The sequence below is a fragment of the Sphingomonas sp. Leaf25 genome (assembly GCF_001421635.1).
Taxonomy (GTDB): Bacteria; Pseudomonadota; Alphaproteobacteria; order Sphingomonadales; family Sphingomonadaceae; genus Sphingomonas.
On the sequence record NZ_LMKU01000023.1, the window covers coordinates 251858 to 268082 of the forward strand.

The following is a 16225-nucleotide window of genomic DNA, read 5'->3' on the forward strand; positions in this document are numbered from 1 at the left end:
CAGGGAGGGGAGATGCAGGAGTCGCCGTCTGGCTGAATGTCGATCCGGCACCATACCCGCGTTGGCAAATCCAACCCCTACCGCAGAGCGCGCGCGATCCAGTCGGCGGCGCGTTCGCCGATCATGATCGTCGCGGCGTTGGTGTTGCCGCCGATGATGCGCGGCATGACCGAGGCGTCGGCGATCCACAGCCGCTCGACGCCGCGCACCGCAAGCTGCGGATTGCAGACGGCGGCGGCGTCCTCCCCCATGCGGGCGGTGCCGATCGGGTGATAGAGGGTGTCGGCGCGGGCGCGGATCAGCGCTTCGAGCGTCATGGCATCGTCGAACGGCCAGCGATCCTGCCCGCCCAGCGCGGCCAGCGCCGGGGCATGGAGGATGCGGTACATCGCGCGGACGCCGGCCATCAGCCGGGGGAGATCGGCCGGGGCGGAGAGATAGGCGGGATCGATCAGCGGCATCGTCGCCGCGTCGCGCGTCGCCAGCCGCACCGTGCCGCGACTGTCGGGACGCAGCAGGCAGGCACGACAGGCGAAGCCGTGCGAAGCGATCCGGGTACGGCCGTGATCCTCGACGGGCGCGACGACGAAATGGAGCTGGATGTCGGGGACGGCCGCGTCGGGGGCGGTGCGCAGGAATGCGCCGGCCTCGGCATAAGGGGTGGTGCCCGGACCGCGCCCGGTGGTCGCCCAGCGCAGCAGCGCATGGGCGGCGGCGATCCGGCCGGGCGGGGTGCCCCGGCGGAAATGCGGCGCGGCGGTGGTGAAGCAGGCGCTGTAGTCGAGATGGTCCTGAAGATCGCTGCCGATCGCGGGCCGGTCGCGCAGCAACGGGATGCCATGATCGGCGAGGTGCCGTGCCGGCCCCAGCCCGGAGAGCATCAGCAGTTGCGGCGTGGCGAAGGCCCCGCCGGCCAGCACCACCCCGCCGCGCGCGCGCAGGATCCGCCGCCGCCCGGCGTGGCGATAGGCGACACCCCATGCGCGACCGTCTTCGAACAGGATGCGTTCGACCAGTGCATCGGTGCCGATCGACAGGTTGGCGCGCGGCGTCAGATACGCGCGGGCGGCGGACCAGCGCTCGCCGCGCGCCTGCGTCACCTGATACAGACCGGCGCCGTCCTGATGCGGGCCGTTGAAGTCGGGGTTGGCGGGGAGGCCGGCCTGCGTAGCGGCGGCAAGGAAGGCGGCGGTGCCGCGGTCGGGGTCGCGCTGGTCGGCGACCGGCAGCGGGCCGGCGTCGCCGTGCCATGCGTCGCTCCCGCGCGTGTTGGCTTCGCCGGCGCGAAACCATGGCAGGACATCGTCATGGCTCCAGCCGGGGCAGCCGAGCGCGGCCCAGCCGTCGTAATCGCCGGCGTGGCCGCGGACATAGAGCATGGCGTTGACCGCCGACGATCCGCCGAGGCCCTTGCCCCGCGGCTGATAGCTGCGGCGGCCGTTCAGTCCGGGCTGTGGCACGCTGCGCCACGAATAGCGCGCGGCGCGCGGCGGGGCCGCGACCATCGATGGCATCCGCGTGCGCCAGTCGTCGTTGCGGCCCCCCGCTTCGAGCAGCGCGACGGTGAGGTCGGTGCGCTCGCTTAAGCGACCGGCGACGGCCGATCCGCCCGATCCCGCGCCGATGACCACAATGTCTGCTTCGTCGGGGATCATGGGGCTGCGGTGTAGGCGGTGGGGGACGGCCGGGCCAAGGGGGTGGGTACGCCGTGGGCGTCCCGCTTTTGGAATGTAGGCTTCCCCCGTCATTCCCGCGAAGGCGGGAATCCATAGACGCTGACGCTGCGATTCTGATCCGATCAGTGCGTTTATGGATTCCCGCCTGCGCGGGAATGACGATGAGGGTTTTCCGCTTCTCCCTCAGTCGAAATCCACCGCGATATTGTCGATCAGGCGGGTGGTGCCGAGCCGCGCTGCCGCCAGCAGCCGGGCGGGGCGGCCGCGCACCGGATCGCGCAAGGTTTCGGCATCGACCAGCGCGACGTAATCGGGATCGAAGCCCGCGCGGGTGAGCGCGGCGAGCGCGCCGGCCACCGCGCTGGCGGGATCGTCGCCGCGCGAGAGCGCGCGTTCGGCGACGCCCAGCGCGCGGGGGAGGGCGACGGCGCGGGCGCGCTCGGCGTCGTCGAGGTAGATGTTGCGCGAGGACAGGGCGAGGCCGTCGTCCTCGCGCTGGGTCGGCACGCCGACGACCTCGACGGGCAGGCTCAGGTCGGCGACCATGCGGCGGACCACCGCCAGTTGCTGGAAATCCTTTTCGCCGAAGAAGGCGGCGACCGGGCGCACCTGCCCGAACAGCCGGGCGACGACGGTGGCGACCCCGTCGAAATGGCCGGGGCGGTGTGCGCCGTCGAGGACCTCGCTCACCCCCGATACCGAAACGGTGGTGGCGAACCCGGCCGGGTACATCTCGTCCACCTCGGGCGCCCACAGGATGTCGACGCCGTGGTCGGCCAGCATCTGCGCATCGGCCGCCTCGCGCCGCGGATAGCGGGCGAGGTCCTCGCCCGGGCCGAACTGTTTGGGGTTCACGAAGATCGAGACGACGGTGCGCGGCGCGCGGCGGCGCGCGGCATCGACCAGCGCCATGTGCCCGGCATGGAGCGCGCCCATGGTGGGGACCAGCGCGACGCCCTCGCCGGCATGGGCATAAAGATCGAGGGCTTGGCGAAGCGCCTCCAACCGACGGATAATTTGCACGGCCGATGGCCCTTCGATATGGACGGGGGAGCGGCTTCTATGGGGCAAGTCGCCGGGTTTCAACAAGGATGGGCGTAAAGTTGGACGAGGGCACGGATCGGTTGCACGTCATCGTGTTCGCCAACGAGAAGGGCGGCACCGGCAAGTCGACGACGGCGGTCCATGTCGCGATCGCGCTGGCGGCGCGCGGCGCGCGGGTCGCGTGTTTCGATCTCGACCATCGCCAGCGCACGCTGGGGCGCTATCTCGACAACCGGCGCGACACGATGAAGCGCACCGGCCGCAACCTGCCGATGCCGGTGTACGAGACGCATGACGGCGAGAGTCTCGACAGGTTCAACGACGCGCTGGGACGGTTGACCGAACATGCCGATTTCCTGGTGATCGACACGCCGGGGCGCGACGACCGCTTCGCGCGGATCGCCGTCACCAACGCCGACACGCTGGTCACGCCGATGAACGACAGCTTCGTCGACTTCGACCTGATCGGCCATGTCGACCCCGACACGTTCAAGGTGACGCGGCCAAGCTTCTATTCCGAACTGATCTGGGAGACGCGCAAGCATCGCGCGCGGGCCGATGGATCGACGATCGACTGGATCGTGCTGCGCAACCGCCTGCAGCATATCGAGGCGCGCAACATGCGCCGCGTGTCGGAGGCGATCACGCAATTGTCGAAGCGGGTCGGCTTTCGCACCGTGCCGGGGCTGTCCGAACGGGTGGTCTATCGCGAGCTGTTTCCCTCGGGGCTCACCATGCTCGATCGCGGCGAATTCGGCGAGATGGGGCTGGCGCATGTCGCGGCACGGCAGGAACTGCGCGAGATGATGGGCGGGCTGCAACTGCCCGAAACCACCGCCTCGGCTCCGGCGGCGGCCTGAACCGCCCATGCTGAAACTGGTCCTGATCGTCGCGGCGATCCTCGCCTTCTGGCTGTGGCTGCGCGCCAAGCCCAAAAAGGTCGGCGGCGAGGCGGAGGCGCGGGCGATTCTCGGGCTCGGCAAGGACGCGAGCGTCGCCGACATCCGCGCGGCGCACCGGCGATTGATGCAGGCGGTCCATCCCGATCGCGGCGGATCGGCCGATCTGGCGCGGCGGATCAATGCGGCGCGCGATGTGCTGTTGGGACGGTTGCGGCACTAGATCGGTTTCGGGAAGTCGGGTTCACGCGGAGGCGCGGAGGAAGGAAGAACAGAAGATCTTTTCGCGCAGAGGCGCAGAGGCGCGGAGAGGTTGCGGGCGTGACGGCTGCACCGATCCGGCGAAGCCTCTCTTTCGCGGTGGTCGAAGATGGAGAGCCGCTATCGCGGCAGATGCAACGCCTCTCTGCGCCTCTGCGCCTCTGCGCGAAGAACCCTTCTCCTTCTTCCTCCGCGTCTCCGCGCCTCCGCGTGAACCAGACTTTCTTCTTACGGCTCGTCGATGAGCCGCCACTGCCGGGGAAACCAGCATGCGCCACCACTTCCACCCGACGTCGCTGCGCGAGTACGACATTCGCGGAGTCGTGGGAAAGACGCTGGGGACGGCGGATGCCCATGCGCTCGGGCGGAGTTTCGCGACGGTGGTACGCCGCGCCGGCGGCACGCGAGTCGTGGTAGGGCGCGACGGGCGGCTTTCCTCGCCCGATCTGGAGACGGCGCTGGTCGCGGGGCTGATCGCGAGCGGGGTCGATGTGGTGCGCATCGGACTGGGGCCGACGCCGATGCTATATTATGCCGAGGCAGTGCTGGAGGTGGATGGCGGCATCCAGATAACCGGCAGCCACAATCCCGCCGACCACAACGGCTTCAAGATGGTGGTGCAGCATCGCCCGTTCTTCGGCGAGAACATCCAGACGCTGGGCCGGATGGCGGCGGCGGGCAACTGGGAGGTAGGCGACGGCGCCGTTTCGGACCATGTCGTCGAGGACGACTATGTCGGTCGGTTGATGGCCGGCTATGCCGGGGGCAGTTACCGTATCGGCTGGGACGCGGGCAATGGTGCCGCCGGCCCGGTGATCGAGAAGCTGGTGCAGATCCTGCCGGGTGAGCATCATCTGTTGTTCACCCAGGTGGACGGCAATTTTCCCAACCATCATCCTGATCCTTCCGAAGAAGCGAACCTTGCCGATCTCCGGCAGCTTGTCGCCGACAAGCGGCTCGATTTCGGACTGGCGTTCGATGGCGATGGCGACCGGATCGGCGCGGTCGACGGGCTGGGCCGGGTGGTGTGGGCCGACCAGTTGCTCGCGATCCTCGCCGAACCGCTGCTGAAGGAATTGCCCGGTGCCACGATCATCGCCGATGTGAAGGCGGGGCAGGGGCTGTTCGACCGTATCGCCGAGCTGGGCGGGACCCCCTGCATGTGGAAGACCGGCCACAGCCATATCAAGCGCCGGATGCAGGAGACGAACTCGCCCTTGTCGGGCGAGATGTCGGGGCATCTCTTCTTCGGTCAGGACTATTACGGGTTCGACGATGCGCTCTATGCCGCGGTGCGGCTGATCCGCGCGATCCATCTGTCGGGCCGTTCGCTGACCGAGTTGCGCGGGGCGATGCCGGTGATGGTCGATACCCCCGACCTCCGCTTTCAGGTCGACGAGGCGCGCAAGTTCGCGGTGATCGATGAGGTGCTGGGCAGGCTGGATGCGGCGGGGGTCGCGGTGAACCGCACCGATGGCGCGCGGGTGACGACACCCGACGGCTGGTGGCTGCTGCGCGCGTCGAACACGCAGGACGTGCTGACCGCGCGCGCCGAGTCCGCCACGCCCGAGGGGTTGGCGCGGTTGCTGGCGCAGATCGACGGGCAACTGGCGCTGTCCGGCGTGACGCGGGGATAGCGGGCGGCGCACCGATCCGCCGCGCAGGCTGGCTTTTCGTGGCGGTAGTTGCCATCTGGGCGCCATGGCCCAGCCGCAGATCATTCGTGTCGTCGACCTCGAAACCACGGGGCAGGCCCCGCCCGCGCATGGCGTGTGCGAGGTCGGCTGGCAGGATGTGGCGCTGGGCGAGGATGGCCGCTGGGAATTGCATGGCGAGGGCGGGCAGCATTTCGTGAATCCCGGCCGGCCGATCCCGGCGGTGACGCAGGCGGTCCACCATATCCTCGACGAAGAGGTGGCCGATGCGCCGTGGTGGCAGGACATCGCGCGCCGCGTGCTCGATCCCTATCCGCGGCGCATCGCGCTGGCAGCGCATCGCGCGGATTTCGAACAGAAATTCTGCACGTCGCAACTGACGCATGGTGCCGACTGGATCTGCACGTGGAAATGCGCGCTGCGGCTGTGGCCCGATTCGCCGGGATTTTCCAACCAGATGCTGCGCTATTGGCGTAAGCCGCACGGCATGGTCCATGAACGCGGGCTGCCCGCGCACCGGGCGTTTCCCGATGCCTATGTCACCGCATTCCACCTGCGCGACATGCTGAACGAGGCGTCGCTTGCGCAGTTGATCGAATGGTCGCGGATTCCGGGGCTGTTGCCGCGCGTGCGCTATGGCCCCGATCGTGGGCGCGAATGGACCGAGATCGACGATGATTCGCTCGATTCGTTCCTGACCGACCGGGACGAGGACGTCCGCTATACCGCGCAGACCGAACTGGCGCGGCGGCAGGGCGGCGGCGAGGTGAAGCGCAAGCGTAACGACTGGTTGCTGCTGTGAGCCGGATGCGGGTGGTGCGGGTGCATTGCCCGGTATCGACGGTCGGCTTCGCGCGGTTGCAAGCCGGGGACGGCGCGGCGATCGCCGACGAACCGGCGCTGGCGGCGATCGTGGCGGTGGTGCGGGGCAGCGACGTGCTGGGCGCGATCGGCAGCTATCGCGGCGTGGTCGAACTGGGGTTCGGTCTGGAAAGCTTCGTGCCGGGTGAAGGCGCAGTGCCGACGACCGGGCGGGTCGGGCAGGCCGAGGTGGTGCCGTGCGTGGTCGTCAAAAGCTATGCCGCGATCGGGGCCGATCTGGGGCCGGTGCTGGCGGCGATGGCCGACGCGCATCCGTGGGAAGTCCCGGTGATCGAGGTGGGTGAGGTCGAGTTGTTCGGCGTCTGACAGGGTAGCGAGATTTGAGGCGGCTTTGCTCCCCTCCCTGGTCAGGGAGGGGAGTAGTCTGCTTACTGCTCCAGCGCCTTCCATGCCGCCACGAAGGCGCGGGCACGTTCGCCGACGGTCGCGGCGTCCATGCCGGGAACGTAGAGCGCCGAGCCGAGGCCGTAGCCCGCCGCGCCCGCCTTGTGCCAGTCGGCCAATACCGACGGCACGATGCCGCCGACCGGTAGCATCCGCACGTCGCGCGGCAGGACGGCGCGCATCGCCTTCATCACCGCCGGGCTGGCGGCTTCGGCGGGGAACAGTTTCAGCGCGGCGGCACCGGCTTCCAAGGCGGCGAATGCCTCGGTCGGGGTCGCGATGCCGGGCATCGCCACCAGTCCGCGGTCCGTTGCCGCCGCGATGACGGCGGGGTTGGCGTTGGGCGAGATGATGAGCGTGCCGCCCGCCGCCTCGACCTGCGCCACCTGATCGAACGTCAGCACCGTGCCCGCGCCGACCACGGCATAGCCGGCCAGCCGCTGCGACAGGCGGGTGATGCTCTCGTACGGGTCGGGCGAGTTGAGCGGTACTTCGACGATCGTGAAGCCGGCATCGAGCAGCGCGTCGCCGATCGCGTCTACCTCGTGCGGCTGGACGCCGCGCAGGATCGCGACCAGCGGGCAACGGGTGAAGGCGGCGTCGAAGGTGGCGAGGTGGCTCATGCGGACAACTTTCGGATTTCGGTGATACCGGCGATAAAGGCATCCTCGCAGCCGCTGACAATGGCGCGGCCGCCCAGCGTCTCGATCGCGGTGGCATACAGGGTGGCGAGATCGCCGTCGGCGACGAGGTGGACGTCGCGGCCGTCGCCGATCCGGGCGGCAACGTCGCTGCCGATCAGGACGCCGCTGGCGTAGGAGGCGGCCTGGTGCTCGGGGCGCAGGCCGAGGACGTGCGCGGCGCGGATGCCGAAGAGGCTGGCGGCGAGGTCGCGTCTGGCCCCTTCGCGCACACCGTCGCGAAAGGCGTCGTCCGCGCTCACCGGGGCGGCCAGTTGCGGGGCGAGGACGCCGCCGCCCTTGAGCAACGCGAAGAGTTCGCCGGTCATCGCGGTGGTGAAGCCGGTAACGCGATTGTCGGTCAGCTCGACCCATTTGCAATGGGTGCCGGGCTGGCAGAGCAGCGCGTCGGCCGGGACCTGTCCGGCGAGGGCGGCGCCGAGCAACTGCACTTCCTCGCCGCGCATCACGTCGCCGTGGGTGCCGTTGGTGAACGACAGGCCGGGGACGATCGCGGTGCGACCGTCGATAGGGTGGAGCTGCGCGGCGATGTCGGCGATTCCGGCAGGAACCGCGACATAAGGCGCGACCTGCCAGCCGATCGTCGAGCCGACCATGCCAGCCATCAGCACGTCGAGGTCGCCGAGTTCGGCGCGGATCGCGGCGAGTTCGGCTGGATAGTCGGCGGCGGCCATCGCCGAGACGCCCTTGGCCGAGCGGGCGACGGCGGCGATGCGGCCATCCTCGATCCGGTAGGCGCGCCGGTTGGTCGTGCCCCAGTCGAGGGCGAGGAATGGGCTCACCACCATGTCGCGTACAGCGCGATGAGGATCAGGATGACGCCGACGCCGGCGACGTTGAAGCCGGTGGAGGTCTGGAAGCGCACGCCTTCCATCGTGATCCGGTTGGCGTTGCCGCGCCCCTTCACCGCCAGCGACAGGACGACGGCGAGCGCGAGGCTGAGGAAGAACACCAGCGCCATCCGGTCCATGAACGGAATGCTCGGCGCGACGCTGCGCAGCAGCCACGACAGCAGCACCGACGCCACCGCCGCGCCGATCGCACCGGCTTCGGTCGCGCGCTTCCAGAAGAGTCCCAGCAGGAAGATGACGGTGATGCCCGGCGTGAAGAAGCCGGAGAATTCCTGGATGAACTGGAACGCCTGATCCGCGCCGCCGAGCAGCGGGCGGGCGGCGAAGATCGCGATGAGGATCGCGACGCTGGCGGCGATGCGGCCGACGCGGACCAGCTTGCGTTCCTGCGCCTTGTCCATCGCGCCGCTTTCGCTGGTGCGCTTGGCATAGAGGTCGAGGGTGAAGATCGTCGCGATCGAATTGATCTTGGACGCGGTCGACGCGATGATCGCGGCGATGAGTGCCGCGAAGACGAGGCCGAGCAGCCCGGAGGGCAGCAGCCGCATCATCGTCGGGTATGCCTCGTCGGGCTTGGCGAGATCGGGGGCGAGCACCACGGCGGCGATACCCGGCACCACGATCACCAGCGGCATCAGCAGTTTGAGGAAGGCGGCGAAGACGATGCCCTTCTGCGCCTCGGGCAGCGATTTGGCGGCCAGCGCGCGCTGGATGATATACTGGTTGAAGCCCCAGTAGCTGAGGTTCGCGATCCACATGCCGCCGATCAGCACCGACAGGCCGGGCAGGTCTTTGTAGAACGGATTGTCGCGCGACAGGATCATGTCGAACTTCTCGGGCGCGCGCCGGGTCAGTTCGTGGAAGCCGCCCAGCACGCCGGCGTCGCCGCCGATCTGCGACAGGGTGAGGTAGGAGATGGTCAGCCCGCCAAACACCAGCAGCGTGACCTGCACGATGTCGGTCAGCGCCACCGCCTTGAGGCCACCCTTCAACTGATAGAGCAGCGCGAAGAGGCCGAGGCCGACCAGCGCCACCGTCTGATCCACGCCCGCCACCTGCGTGACGGCGATCGAACCGAGCCAGATGATCGAGGTCAGGTTCACGAAGACGTACAGCGCCAGCCAGAACACCGCCATCAGCGTGCGGATCGACGGGCCGTACCGCTGTTCGAGGAACTGCGGCATCGTGTAGATTTCGTTGCGCAGGAAGATCGGCAGGAAGAATTTGCCGACGATCAACAGCGTCAGCGCCGCCATCCATTCATAGGACGCGATGGCAAGGCCGATGGCATAGCCCGATCCGGCCATGCCGACGATCTGTTCGGCCGAGATGTTGGCCGCGATCAGCGATGCGCCGATCGCCCACCAAGGGAGCGATTTGGACGCAAGGAAATAGTCCGAGCTGTCCTTTTCATGTCCCCCCTTGTCGCGGCTCACCCACTGCGCAAGACCGAAGATGCCGATCGCGTAGATGATGACCACGATCAGATCGATCGTCGACAGGCGCATGGTTCCTCCCCCTCTCCGCAACGCTGGCGGACTTGGAGCAGGACAATTATACGACGATTGGAGGTTGTCCAGTGCGAAGCAACGAAACACGGCGGGAGGAGAGTGGCATGGCGGCGCGGATGAGCGGAATGCCGGGGGGAAATCTGACGCGGGCGACGCTCGACCTGCTCGGGCGTGCGATCGTCACCGGCGAATATGACGCGCGGCCGTTCCCGACCGAGGCGGAGATCGCCAAGACGCACGGCATCAGCCGGTCGGTAACGCGCGAGGCTGTGAAGATGCTGACCGCCAAGGGGCTGGTCAGCGCCCGGCCGCGGCAGGGGACGATCGTGCGCCCAGCGGCGGCGTGGAACCTGTTCGATCCCGACGTGCTGCACTGGCTGCTCGACCGGCAGTTCTCGGTCGAGCTGCTGCGCCATTTCAACCAGTTGCGCGTCGCGATCGAGCCCGAGGCGGCGGCGCTGGCGGCAGTGATGGGCGACGAGGCCGATCATGCGCGGGTCGCGGCGGGGCTCGACCGGATGGTCGCGGCGGAGCGGGGGGACGATGATCCGCTCGACGCCGACATCGCGTTCCATGTCGCGGTGCTTCTGGCGGCGAAGAACCCGTTCTACGCCCAGTTCCGCGAGACGGTGGCGACGGCGCTGCGCACCTCGATCCGTTTCACCAACACCATCGTCGGGAGGTCGGCGAGCATCGAGCAGCATGCGGCGGTGGCCCAGGCGATCATCGCGCGGGATGCGGTGGCGGCACGGGGAGCGATGCGGGCAATCATCGGGGACGTGCTGGATCTGATCGATGCGCCGGGGGCGGGGTAGGTTGGAGAGTCGTGCGGATCGTCAGTTTGCGGGCGTTCGTTTTGGCGCGGCGGCTGAACGACTTGATCTGGGTGGATAGCGGACCGAAAGCTACTGGCGTGAAGCAACCCGGTCGAGAGTGGCGATCAGCCATCGCCGCAGACGCAACAGTCCCCATCCGGTTGCTCCGCCGGTTACCACCAGAAACACCAATCCCAACCACGCTGGCTGGTCCGGTGGAGGATCAGAGGTGAATCCGCCCGTTCCCTTGATCGCGATCAAGCTTCCGAATGCTACTACAGCGACCAAAATCAGATTGAAGATCACAAAGCCGATATGGATAGCGCCGCGCGCAAGTAGGTCGAGCAGGTCCCGCATTGATCTACAGATAACATTCTGGTGAATATCCGCAATTGGGAGGAAAGCGGACGTTCCTCGGCCCGTTAAGCGGTGGGCGCCTCGGTTGAGTAATCAGTCTCCGCTGGCTGCCCATTGATGTAGGCGGATGGCTGTCCGTCCCAAGCCGCGTAGATTTGAATTCCCCCATCATAGAAGTTCAGCGTGAACCCCTCGACGCGCGGAGCGTCTTCTGCATCGGCGATGAGCACCAACTTATCCTTGGGCCGCAACACATACCGCTCCGGCGTCATCTCCACCATCACTTCGATTGCGCGCGTGCCTTCGTTGCATATTTCGAGTTTCTGCTTCGATGCTGGCAACCGTTCGTGAGATGATATCATGCTGGCCTCTGACGCACAGTATGTCCAGGCAGACGAATGTCTGCAACTGGGCGTCCGCCGACGATCCGCCCTATGGATTCACGCCCTACCCCAACCGTTCTGCATGCCAAGCGATGTGATCGGGCATGAAGGTCGAGATGCAGTAATAGCTGTGGTCGTAGCCCGGCTGCATGCGGAGCGTGCAGCCGATGCCGGCCTTTTCGCAGGCGTCGACCAATAGCTGCGGGCGGAGCTGCTCTTCTAGGAACGGGTCGGCGTCACCCTGGTCGATCAGCAGGTCGTTGATCCGCGCTCCATCCTCGATCAGCGCGACCGCGTCGGCGCCGCGCCAAGTGCTGCGATCGGTGCCGAGATAGCCGGCCAAGGCCTTTTCGCCCCACGGCACCTGCGACGGGGCGACGATCGGGGCGAAGGCGCTGACCGAGGCGAAGCGGTCGGGGTTGCGCAAGGCGAGGGTGAGCGCGCCGTGACCGCCCATCGAATGGCCCATGATCGATTGCCGGCTGCAATCGAGCAGCGGAAATTCGGCGGCGATCAGCGCGGGCAGCTCGTCCTCTATATACGAGCGCATGCGGTAGTTGGCCGCCCATGGCTCCTCGGTCGCATCGACGTAGAAGCCCGCGCCGAGACCGAAGTCCCACGCACCCTCCGGGTCGTCGGGCACCCCCTCGCCACGCGGCGAGGTGTCGGGGGCGACGAAGGCGATGCCGTGCTGCGCGCATGCCCGCCGAAACTCGCCCTTGTCGGTGACGTTGGCGTGGGTGCAGGTGAGGCCCGAGAGATACCACAGCACCGGCGCGCGCTGTCCCTCCGCCAAGGGCGGGACATAGACCGAAAAGGTCATGGTCGTGCCGGTGGCGGTCGAGGCGTGGGCGTAGACGCCTTGGGTGCCGCCATGGGCGCGCGTGGTCGAGATGGTTTCCATCAGGCGGGTGATGGCAGCTTGTCGAGCATCTTGTCGAGGGTGATCGGATAGTCGCGTATCCGCACGCCGCAGGCATTGTAGATCGCGTTGGCCACCGCCGCGCCGACGCCGCAGATGCCGAGTTCGCCGACGCCCTTGGCCTTCATCGGCGTGGAATAGGGGTCGGCCCCGCCCAGGAACACCACTTCCTGATGCGGAATATCGGCATGGACCGGGACTTCATAGCCGGCCAGATCATGGTTGACGAAGAAGCCGAAGCGCTTGTCGACCGCGAGGTCCTCCATCAGCGCCGCCCCCGCGCCCATCACCATGCCGCCGATCACCTGGCTGCGCGCGGCCTTCGGGTTCAGGATGCGGCCGGCGTCACAGACCGCCAGCATCCGGCGGATACGGGTTTCGCCGGTGAAGCCGTGGACCGCGACCTCGACGAAATGGCCGGCGAAGGTCGCCTGCGCGGTGCGCTTGGCGATGTCGCCATAGTCGATGCCGTCCTCGGCGGTGATCGCGCCGCCGCGCGCGGCATCGGCCAGCGCCATGGCGCGCCCGCCGCCCGTCACCTGTCCGCCGGTGAAATCGACGTCGCCGGTCAGGCCGAGCTTCGCCGCGATCTGTTCGCGCAGCTTCATGCAGGCGGCATAGACACCCGCCGTCGAATTGGCCGCACCCCATTGCCCGCCCGATCCGGCCGAGACAGGAAAGCGGCTGTCGCCCAGCCGAACGTTGATCCGGTCGAGCCCGACGCCCATGGTTTCCGCCGCGGTCTGGGCGATGATGGTGTAGGTGCCGGTGCCGATGTCGGTCATGTCGGTTTCGACGGTGATCCGGCCATCGGTTTCCAACCGGACGCGCGCCGCCGACTTCATCAGCATATTGTTGCGAAAGCCGCTGGCTACGCCCATGCCGATGAACCACTGGCCCTCGCGCACCGACGCCGGGGTCGCCTGTCGCCGGTTCCAGCCGAAGCGTTCCGCCCCGGTGCGCAGGCATTCGATCAGCCGGCGTTGCGAATAGGGGCGGTCGGGCTTTTCGGGATCGACCTGCGTATCGTTTTTGATGCGGAACTCGATCGGGTCGAGCTTCAGCTTCTCGGCCATCTCGTCCATCGCGACTTCGAGCGCCATGAGGCCGGGGGCCTCGCCTGGCGCGCGCATTGCATTGCCTTCAGGCAGGTCGAGCACGGCGAGGCGCATCGCGGTCAGCCGGTTGGCCGCGGCATAGAGCAGCTTGGTCTGCGCGACCGCCGCTTCGGGGCCACCGCCGGGCAGGTCGCCCGATCCGCTTTCATGCGCGATCGCGGTGATCGTGCCGTCGGCGGTGCAGCCCATGCGGATGCGCTGGATCGTCGCCGGGCGGTGGGTGGTGTTGTTGATGATGAGCGGGCGTTGCAACGCGACCTTGACCGGTCGCCCCGCCGCCTTCGCGCCCAGCGCCGCCAGCACCGCATCGGCGCGCACGAACAGCTTTCCGCCGAAACCACCGCCGATATAGGGCGAATCGAGCCGGACCTTTTCCTTGGGGATGCCGAGCGTCTTGGCGACGTCGCCCTTGCCCCAGTTTATCATCTGGTTGGAGGTCCAGACGGTAAGCTCGTCGCCGTTCCATGCCGCGATCGAGGCGTGCGGCTCCATCATCGCATGGCTATGGTCCGGCGTGGTGTATTCGGCGTCGAGCTTGACCGGTGCGGCGGCATAGGCACCGTCGAAATCGCCGACGCGGTCGACCGGCGCGCCGCTGTCCGCACCTTCGAGCGGGGCCGATTTGAGTGCTTCGGCGAGATCGTAGCGGCCCTGCGCGCGGACATAATCGACCCGCAGCAGCTTGGCGGCGGCGCGCGCCTGTTCGAACGTCTCGGCGACGATCAGCGCCACTGCCTGATGATAATGTTCGATTTCCGGCCCGGCGAGCAGGCGGGCGGTGTTCATGTCGCCCTTGCCCAGCTTGCCCGCATTGGCGGCGGTGACGACCGCCAGCACGCCGGGCGCACGGCGCGCGTCGGCCATGTCGATGCCGCCGATCCGCCCCTTGGCGATCGCGCTGCCGACGACATAGCCATAGGCCTGATTGGCGGCGACATCGTGGCGTTCATAGGCATAGGGCGCGGTGCCGGTGGTCTTGAACTTGCCGTCGATCCGGTCGGTCGGCTTGCCGATGACCTGCATCCGGTCGATCGGATTCTGCCCTGCGGGTGAATCGAACTTCATGCGCGGGCTTCCTTCACTTCGGCGAGGACGGCGGCGAGCGTGCGCTCGACCAGCGGCAGTTTGAACGCATTGTCCTTCGTCGGGCGGGCGTCGGCGAGCAGGCGGGCGGTTACTGCCTTGGCACCCTGCGGCAGCGCGGCCTCGGCCGCCTCGATCCGCCACGGGCGCGGGGCGATGCCGCCGATCGCGACCTGCCCGGTGCCGTCGCGGCGGATAATCGCCGCGACCGAGACGAGCGCATAGGCATAGGAGGCGCGGTCGCGGACCTTGTGATAGACATGGGTGCCCGCCACCGGCCGCGGCAGGGTGACGGCGGTGATGAGCTCGCCGGGTTTCAGGACCGTGTCGAGGTGCGGTGTGTCGCCGGGCAGGCGGTGGAACTCGCCCAGGGAAATGGTGCGGGTCGCGCCACCGGCATCGACCGTCTCGACGTTGGCACCCAGCGCCCGCATCGCGACGGCCATGTCGCCGGGATAGGTGGCGATGCAATGCTGGCTGGTGCCGATGACGCCCAGTTGCCGGCTGTAGCCGCCGATCGCGGCGCAGCCTGATCCCGGCTTGCGCTTGTTGCACGCCTGATCGGTGTCGTAGAAATAGGGGCAACGGGTCCGCTGGAGCAGATTGCCTGCCGTCGTCGCCTTGTTGCGGAGCTGTCCGCTCGCCCCGGCGACGATCGCGCGGGTCAGCACGCCATAGTCGCGGCGGACGCGGTCGTGGCTCGCTAGATCGGTGTTGGTGACGAGCGCACCGATGCGCAGGCCGCCGTCCGACGTGCGTTCGATCTTGTTCAGTCCCAGATCGCGCAGATCGACCAGATGGGGCGGCGTCTCCACCTCCAGCTTCATCAGGTCGAGCAGGTTGGTGCCGCCGGCGATGAAACGCGCGCCGGGGGCTTTCGCGACGGCGGCGGCGGCCTGCGCCGGGCTGGTCGCACGTTCGTAGGTAAAGGCCCTCATGCGCGTCCTCCCGCGACGTCGGTCATCGCATCGACGATGTTGGAATAGGCACCGCAGCGGCAGATGTTGCCGCTCATCCGCTCGCGCATCTCGGTCGCGTCGACCGGGGAGCGGCGGGTGATGTCCTGCGTGGCGTGGCTCGGCACGCCCTTGCGGATTTCGTCCAGTACCGCGACCGCCGAGCAGATCTGCCCCGGCGTGCAATAGCCGCACTGATAACCGTCGTGTTTCACGAACGCCGCCTGCATCGGGTGCAGCGCGTCGGGCCGGCCCAGCCCCTCGATCGTCGTCACCTTGTCGCCCTGGTGCATCACCGCCAGCGTCAGGCAGCTATTGATGCGCGTGCCGTTGACCAGCACGGTGCAGGCACCACACTGACCGTGGTCGCAGCCCTTCTTGCTGCCGGTGAGCTTCAGATGTTCGCGCAGCGCGTCGAGCAGCGTGGTGCGCGTGTCGAGCGTCAGTTCGCGGCGCTGGCCGTTCACCTCCAGCGTGACGGGCAGCATCGTCGGCTGGGGCTGGGGCGCGCCCTGCGCCGAGGCGGCCGGCACGGCGGTGAGTGCCGCCGAGGCCGCGCCGGCGGCGAGCACGCCACGACGGGAAAGTTCGAGATCGCCGGGACCGGGCATGGGAGGTTCCTGAAAGACAGACGGACGACGGGATACGGCCGGCATGGCACCGGTCATCACGGGCGTAACGCATCGAAACCGCGCCGTATCCGGTACGCTATCGATCCGATCCGTCC

General features: G+C 68.0%; 17 protein-coding genes. 6 read left to right on the forward strand and 11 right to left on the reverse strand.

Annotated elements, in window-relative coordinates; translation table 11 throughout:
- Nucleotides 1-77: 77 nt before the first annotated feature.
- Together ASE78_RS08945 and panC are read right to left on the reverse strand one after the other, a co-directional pair.
- Nucleotides 78-1655 (reverse strand): GMC family oxidoreductase, encoded by a 1578-nt coding sequence (locus ASE78_RS08945; protein WP_056495881.1) that lies wholly within the window; start codon nucleotides 1653-1655, stop codon nucleotides 78-80.
- Nucleotides 1656-1859: 204 nt separating this feature from the next.
- On the reverse strand, nucleotides 1860-2699 hold the full coding sequence (gene panC / locus ASE78_RS08950; RefSeq protein ID WP_056495883.1) for a pantoate--beta-alanine ligase: 840 nt from the start codon (nucleotides 2697-2699) through the stop codon (nucleotides 1860-1862).
- Between the two features lie 68 nt (nucleotides 2700-2767).
- Here panC and ASE78_RS08955 point away from each other — a divergent pair, with 68 nt between their 5' ends.
- From ASE78_RS08955 to ASE78_RS08975, 5 genes are all read left to right on the forward strand, one after another.
- Nucleotides 2768-3580, forward strand: coding sequence for a division plane positioning ATPase MipZ (locus ASE78_RS08955; protein ID WP_055760870.1), 813 nt, complete (start codon nucleotides 2768-2770; stop codon nucleotides 3578-3580).
- Between the two features lie 7 nt (nucleotides 3581-3587).
- Complete coding sequence (locus ASE78_RS08960) at nucleotides 3588-3842, forward strand: J domain-containing protein (RefSeq protein WP_056495886.1); 255 nt, start codon at nucleotides 3588-3590, stop codon at nucleotides 3840-3842.
- A 307-nt stretch (nucleotides 3843-4149) separates the two neighbouring features.
- The gene (gene pgmG, locus ASE78_RS08965; protein WP_056495889.1) at nucleotides 4150-5517 is read left to right on the forward strand and encodes a phosphoglucomutase/phosphomannomutase PgmG; all 1368 of its coding nucleotides are present in this window, start codon (nucleotides 4150-4152) and stop codon (nucleotides 5515-5517) included.
- Between the two features lie 64 nt (nucleotides 5518-5581).
- A complete protein-coding gene (locus tag ASE78_RS08970) occupies nucleotides 5582-6337 on the forward strand; it encodes an exonuclease domain-containing protein (protein ID WP_055760862.1) in 756 nt (251 codons plus the stop codon).
- Nucleotides 6334-6723 carry a hypothetical protein gene (locus ASE78_RS08975; protein ID WP_156351376.1) on the forward strand — a complete coding sequence of 130 codons (390 nt, stop codon included), beginning with the start codon at nucleotides 6334-6336 and terminating at the stop codon, nucleotides 6721-6723. Before ASE78_RS08970 ends, ASE78_RS08975 begins: the two co-directional genes overlap by 4 nt.
- 62 nt (nucleotides 6724-6785) lie before the next feature.
- Here ASE78_RS08975 and ASE78_RS08980 read toward each other — a convergent pair whose 3' ends face one another.
- Genes ASE78_RS08980 through ASE78_RS08990 form a run of 3 tightly spaced genes read right to left on the reverse strand, consistent with a single transcriptional unit; the run spans nucleotide 6786 to nucleotide 9861 of the window.
- The gene (locus tag ASE78_RS08980) at nucleotides 6786-7424 is read right to left on the reverse strand and encodes a 2-dehydro-3-deoxy-6-phosphogalactonate aldolase (RefSeq protein WP_056495894.1); all 639 of its coding nucleotides are present in this window, start codon (nucleotides 7422-7424) and stop codon (nucleotides 6786-6788) included.
- A complete protein-coding gene (locus ASE78_RS08985) occupies nucleotides 7421-8290 on the reverse strand; it encodes a 2-dehydro-3-deoxygalactonokinase (RefSeq protein WP_056495898.1) in 870 nt (289 codons plus the stop codon). Before ASE78_RS08985 ends, ASE78_RS08980 begins: the two co-directional genes overlap by 4 nt.
- On the reverse strand, nucleotides 8281-9861 hold the full coding sequence (locus tag ASE78_RS08990) for a sodium/sugar symporter (protein WP_056495901.1): 1581 nt from the start codon (nucleotides 9859-9861) through the stop codon (nucleotides 8281-8283). The genes ASE78_RS08985 and ASE78_RS08990 overlap by 10 nt, the downstream gene beginning before the upstream one ends.
- 107 nt (nucleotides 9862-9968) lie before the next feature.
- Between ASE78_RS08990 and ASE78_RS08995 the strand changes: the two genes are divergently transcribed.
- Nucleotides 9969-10679 carry a FadR/GntR family transcriptional regulator gene (locus tag ASE78_RS08995; protein WP_056495904.1) on the forward strand — a complete coding sequence of 237 codons (711 nt, stop codon included), beginning with the start codon at nucleotides 9969-9971 and terminating at the stop codon, nucleotides 10677-10679.
- Nucleotides 10680-10769: 90 nt separating this feature from the next.
- Here ASE78_RS08995 and ASE78_RS18660 read toward each other — a convergent pair whose 3' ends face one another.
- The 6 genes from ASE78_RS18660 to paoA form a co-directional block, all read right to left on the reverse strand.
- A complete protein-coding gene (locus ASE78_RS18660) occupies nucleotides 10770-11036 on the reverse strand; it encodes a hypothetical protein (protein WP_156351377.1) in 267 nt (88 codons plus the stop codon).
- 65 nt (nucleotides 11037-11101) lie between these two features.
- Nucleotides 11102-11398, reverse strand: a complete 297-nt coding sequence (locus ASE78_RS09000; protein WP_156351379.1) for a hypothetical protein — start codon at nucleotides 11396-11398, stop codon at nucleotides 11102-11104.
- 85 nt (nucleotides 11399-11483) lie between these two features.
- Nucleotides 11484-12323: an S-formylglutathione hydrolase gene (fghA, locus tag ASE78_RS09005; RefSeq protein ID WP_056495910.1), complete on the reverse strand. Its 840-nt coding sequence runs from the start codon at nucleotides 12321-12323 to the stop codon at nucleotides 11484-11486.
- Nucleotides 12323-14524: an aldehyde oxidoreductase molybdenum-binding subunit PaoC gene (paoC, locus tag ASE78_RS09010; RefSeq protein ID WP_056495914.1), complete on the reverse strand. Its 2202-nt coding sequence runs from the start codon at nucleotides 14522-14524 to the stop codon at nucleotides 12323-12325. Before paoC ends, fghA begins: the two co-directional genes overlap by 1 nt.
- Entirely contained in the window at nucleotides 14521-15480 is a 960-nt protein-coding gene (locus ASE78_RS09015; RefSeq protein ID WP_056495917.1) for an FAD binding domain-containing protein, read from the reverse strand. Before ASE78_RS09015 ends, paoC begins: the two co-directional genes overlap by 4 nt.
- Nucleotides 15477-16109 carry an aldehyde dehydrogenase iron-sulfur subunit PaoA gene (paoA, locus tag ASE78_RS09020; protein ID WP_055760835.1) on the reverse strand — a complete coding sequence of 211 codons (633 nt, stop codon included), beginning with the start codon at nucleotides 16107-16109 and terminating at the stop codon, nucleotides 15477-15479. The genes ASE78_RS09015 and paoA overlap by 4 nt, the downstream gene beginning before the upstream one ends.
- Between the last annotated feature and the right edge of the window lie 116 nt (nucleotides 16110-16225).

Bases quoted from the DNA above. Each gene is read 5' to 3' on its own strand.
- ASE78_RS08945 (WP_056495881.1), bottom strand. From the start codon at position 1,655: ATGATCCCCGACGAAGCAGACATTGTGGTCATCGGCGCGGGATCGGGC.
- ASE78_RS08955 (WP_055760870.1), top strand. From the start codon at position 2,768: ATGGGCGTAAAGTTGGACGAGGGCACGGATCGGTTGCACGTCATCGTG.
- ASE78_RS08960 (WP_056495886.1), top strand. From the start codon at position 3,588: ATGCTGAAACTGGTCCTGATCGTCGCGGCGATCCTCGCCTTCTGGCTG.
- pgmG (WP_056495889.1), top strand. From the start codon at position 4,150: ATGCGCCACCACTTCCACCCGACGTCGCTGCGCGAGTACGACATTCGC.
- ASE78_RS08970 (WP_055760862.1), top strand. From the start codon at position 5,582: ATGGCCCAGCCGCAGATCATTCGTGTCGTCGACCTCGAAACCACGGGG.
- ASE78_RS08980 (WP_056495894.1), bottom strand. From the start codon at position 7,424: ATGAGCCACCTCGCCACCTTCGACGCCGCCTTCACCCGTTGCCCGCTG.
- ASE78_RS08985 (WP_056495898.1), bottom strand. From the start codon at position 8,290: ATGGTGGTGAGCCCATTCCTCGCCCTCGACTGGGGCACGACCAACCGG.
- ASE78_RS08990 (WP_056495901.1), bottom strand. From the start codon at position 9,861: ATGCGCCTGTCGACGATCGATCTGATCGTGGTCATCATCTACGCGATC.
- ASE78_RS08995 (WP_056495904.1), top strand. From the start codon at position 9,969: ATGGCGGCGCGGATGAGCGGAATGCCGGGGGGAAATCTGACGCGGGCG.
- ASE78_RS18660 (WP_156351377.1), bottom strand. From the start codon at position 11,036: ATGCGGGACCTGCTCGACCTACTTGCGCGCGGCGCTATCCATATCGGC.
- ASE78_RS09000 (WP_156351379.1), bottom strand. From the start codon at position 11,398: ATGATATCATCTCACGAACGGTTGCCAGCATCGAAGCAGAAACTCGAA.
- fghA (WP_056495910.1), bottom strand. From the start codon at position 12,323: ATGGAAACCATCTCGACCACGCGCGCCCATGGCGGCACCCAAGGCGTC.
- paoC (WP_056495914.1), bottom strand. From the start codon at position 14,524: ATGAAGTTCGATTCACCCGCAGGGCAGAATCCGATCGACCGGATGCAG.
- ASE78_RS09015 (WP_056495917.1), bottom strand. From the start codon at position 15,480: ATGAGGGCCTTTACCTACGAACGTGCGACCAGCCCGGCGCAGGCCGCC.
- paoA (WP_055760835.1), bottom strand. From the start codon at position 16,109: ATGCCCGGTCCCGGCGATCTCGAACTTTCCCGTCGTGGCGTGCTCGCC.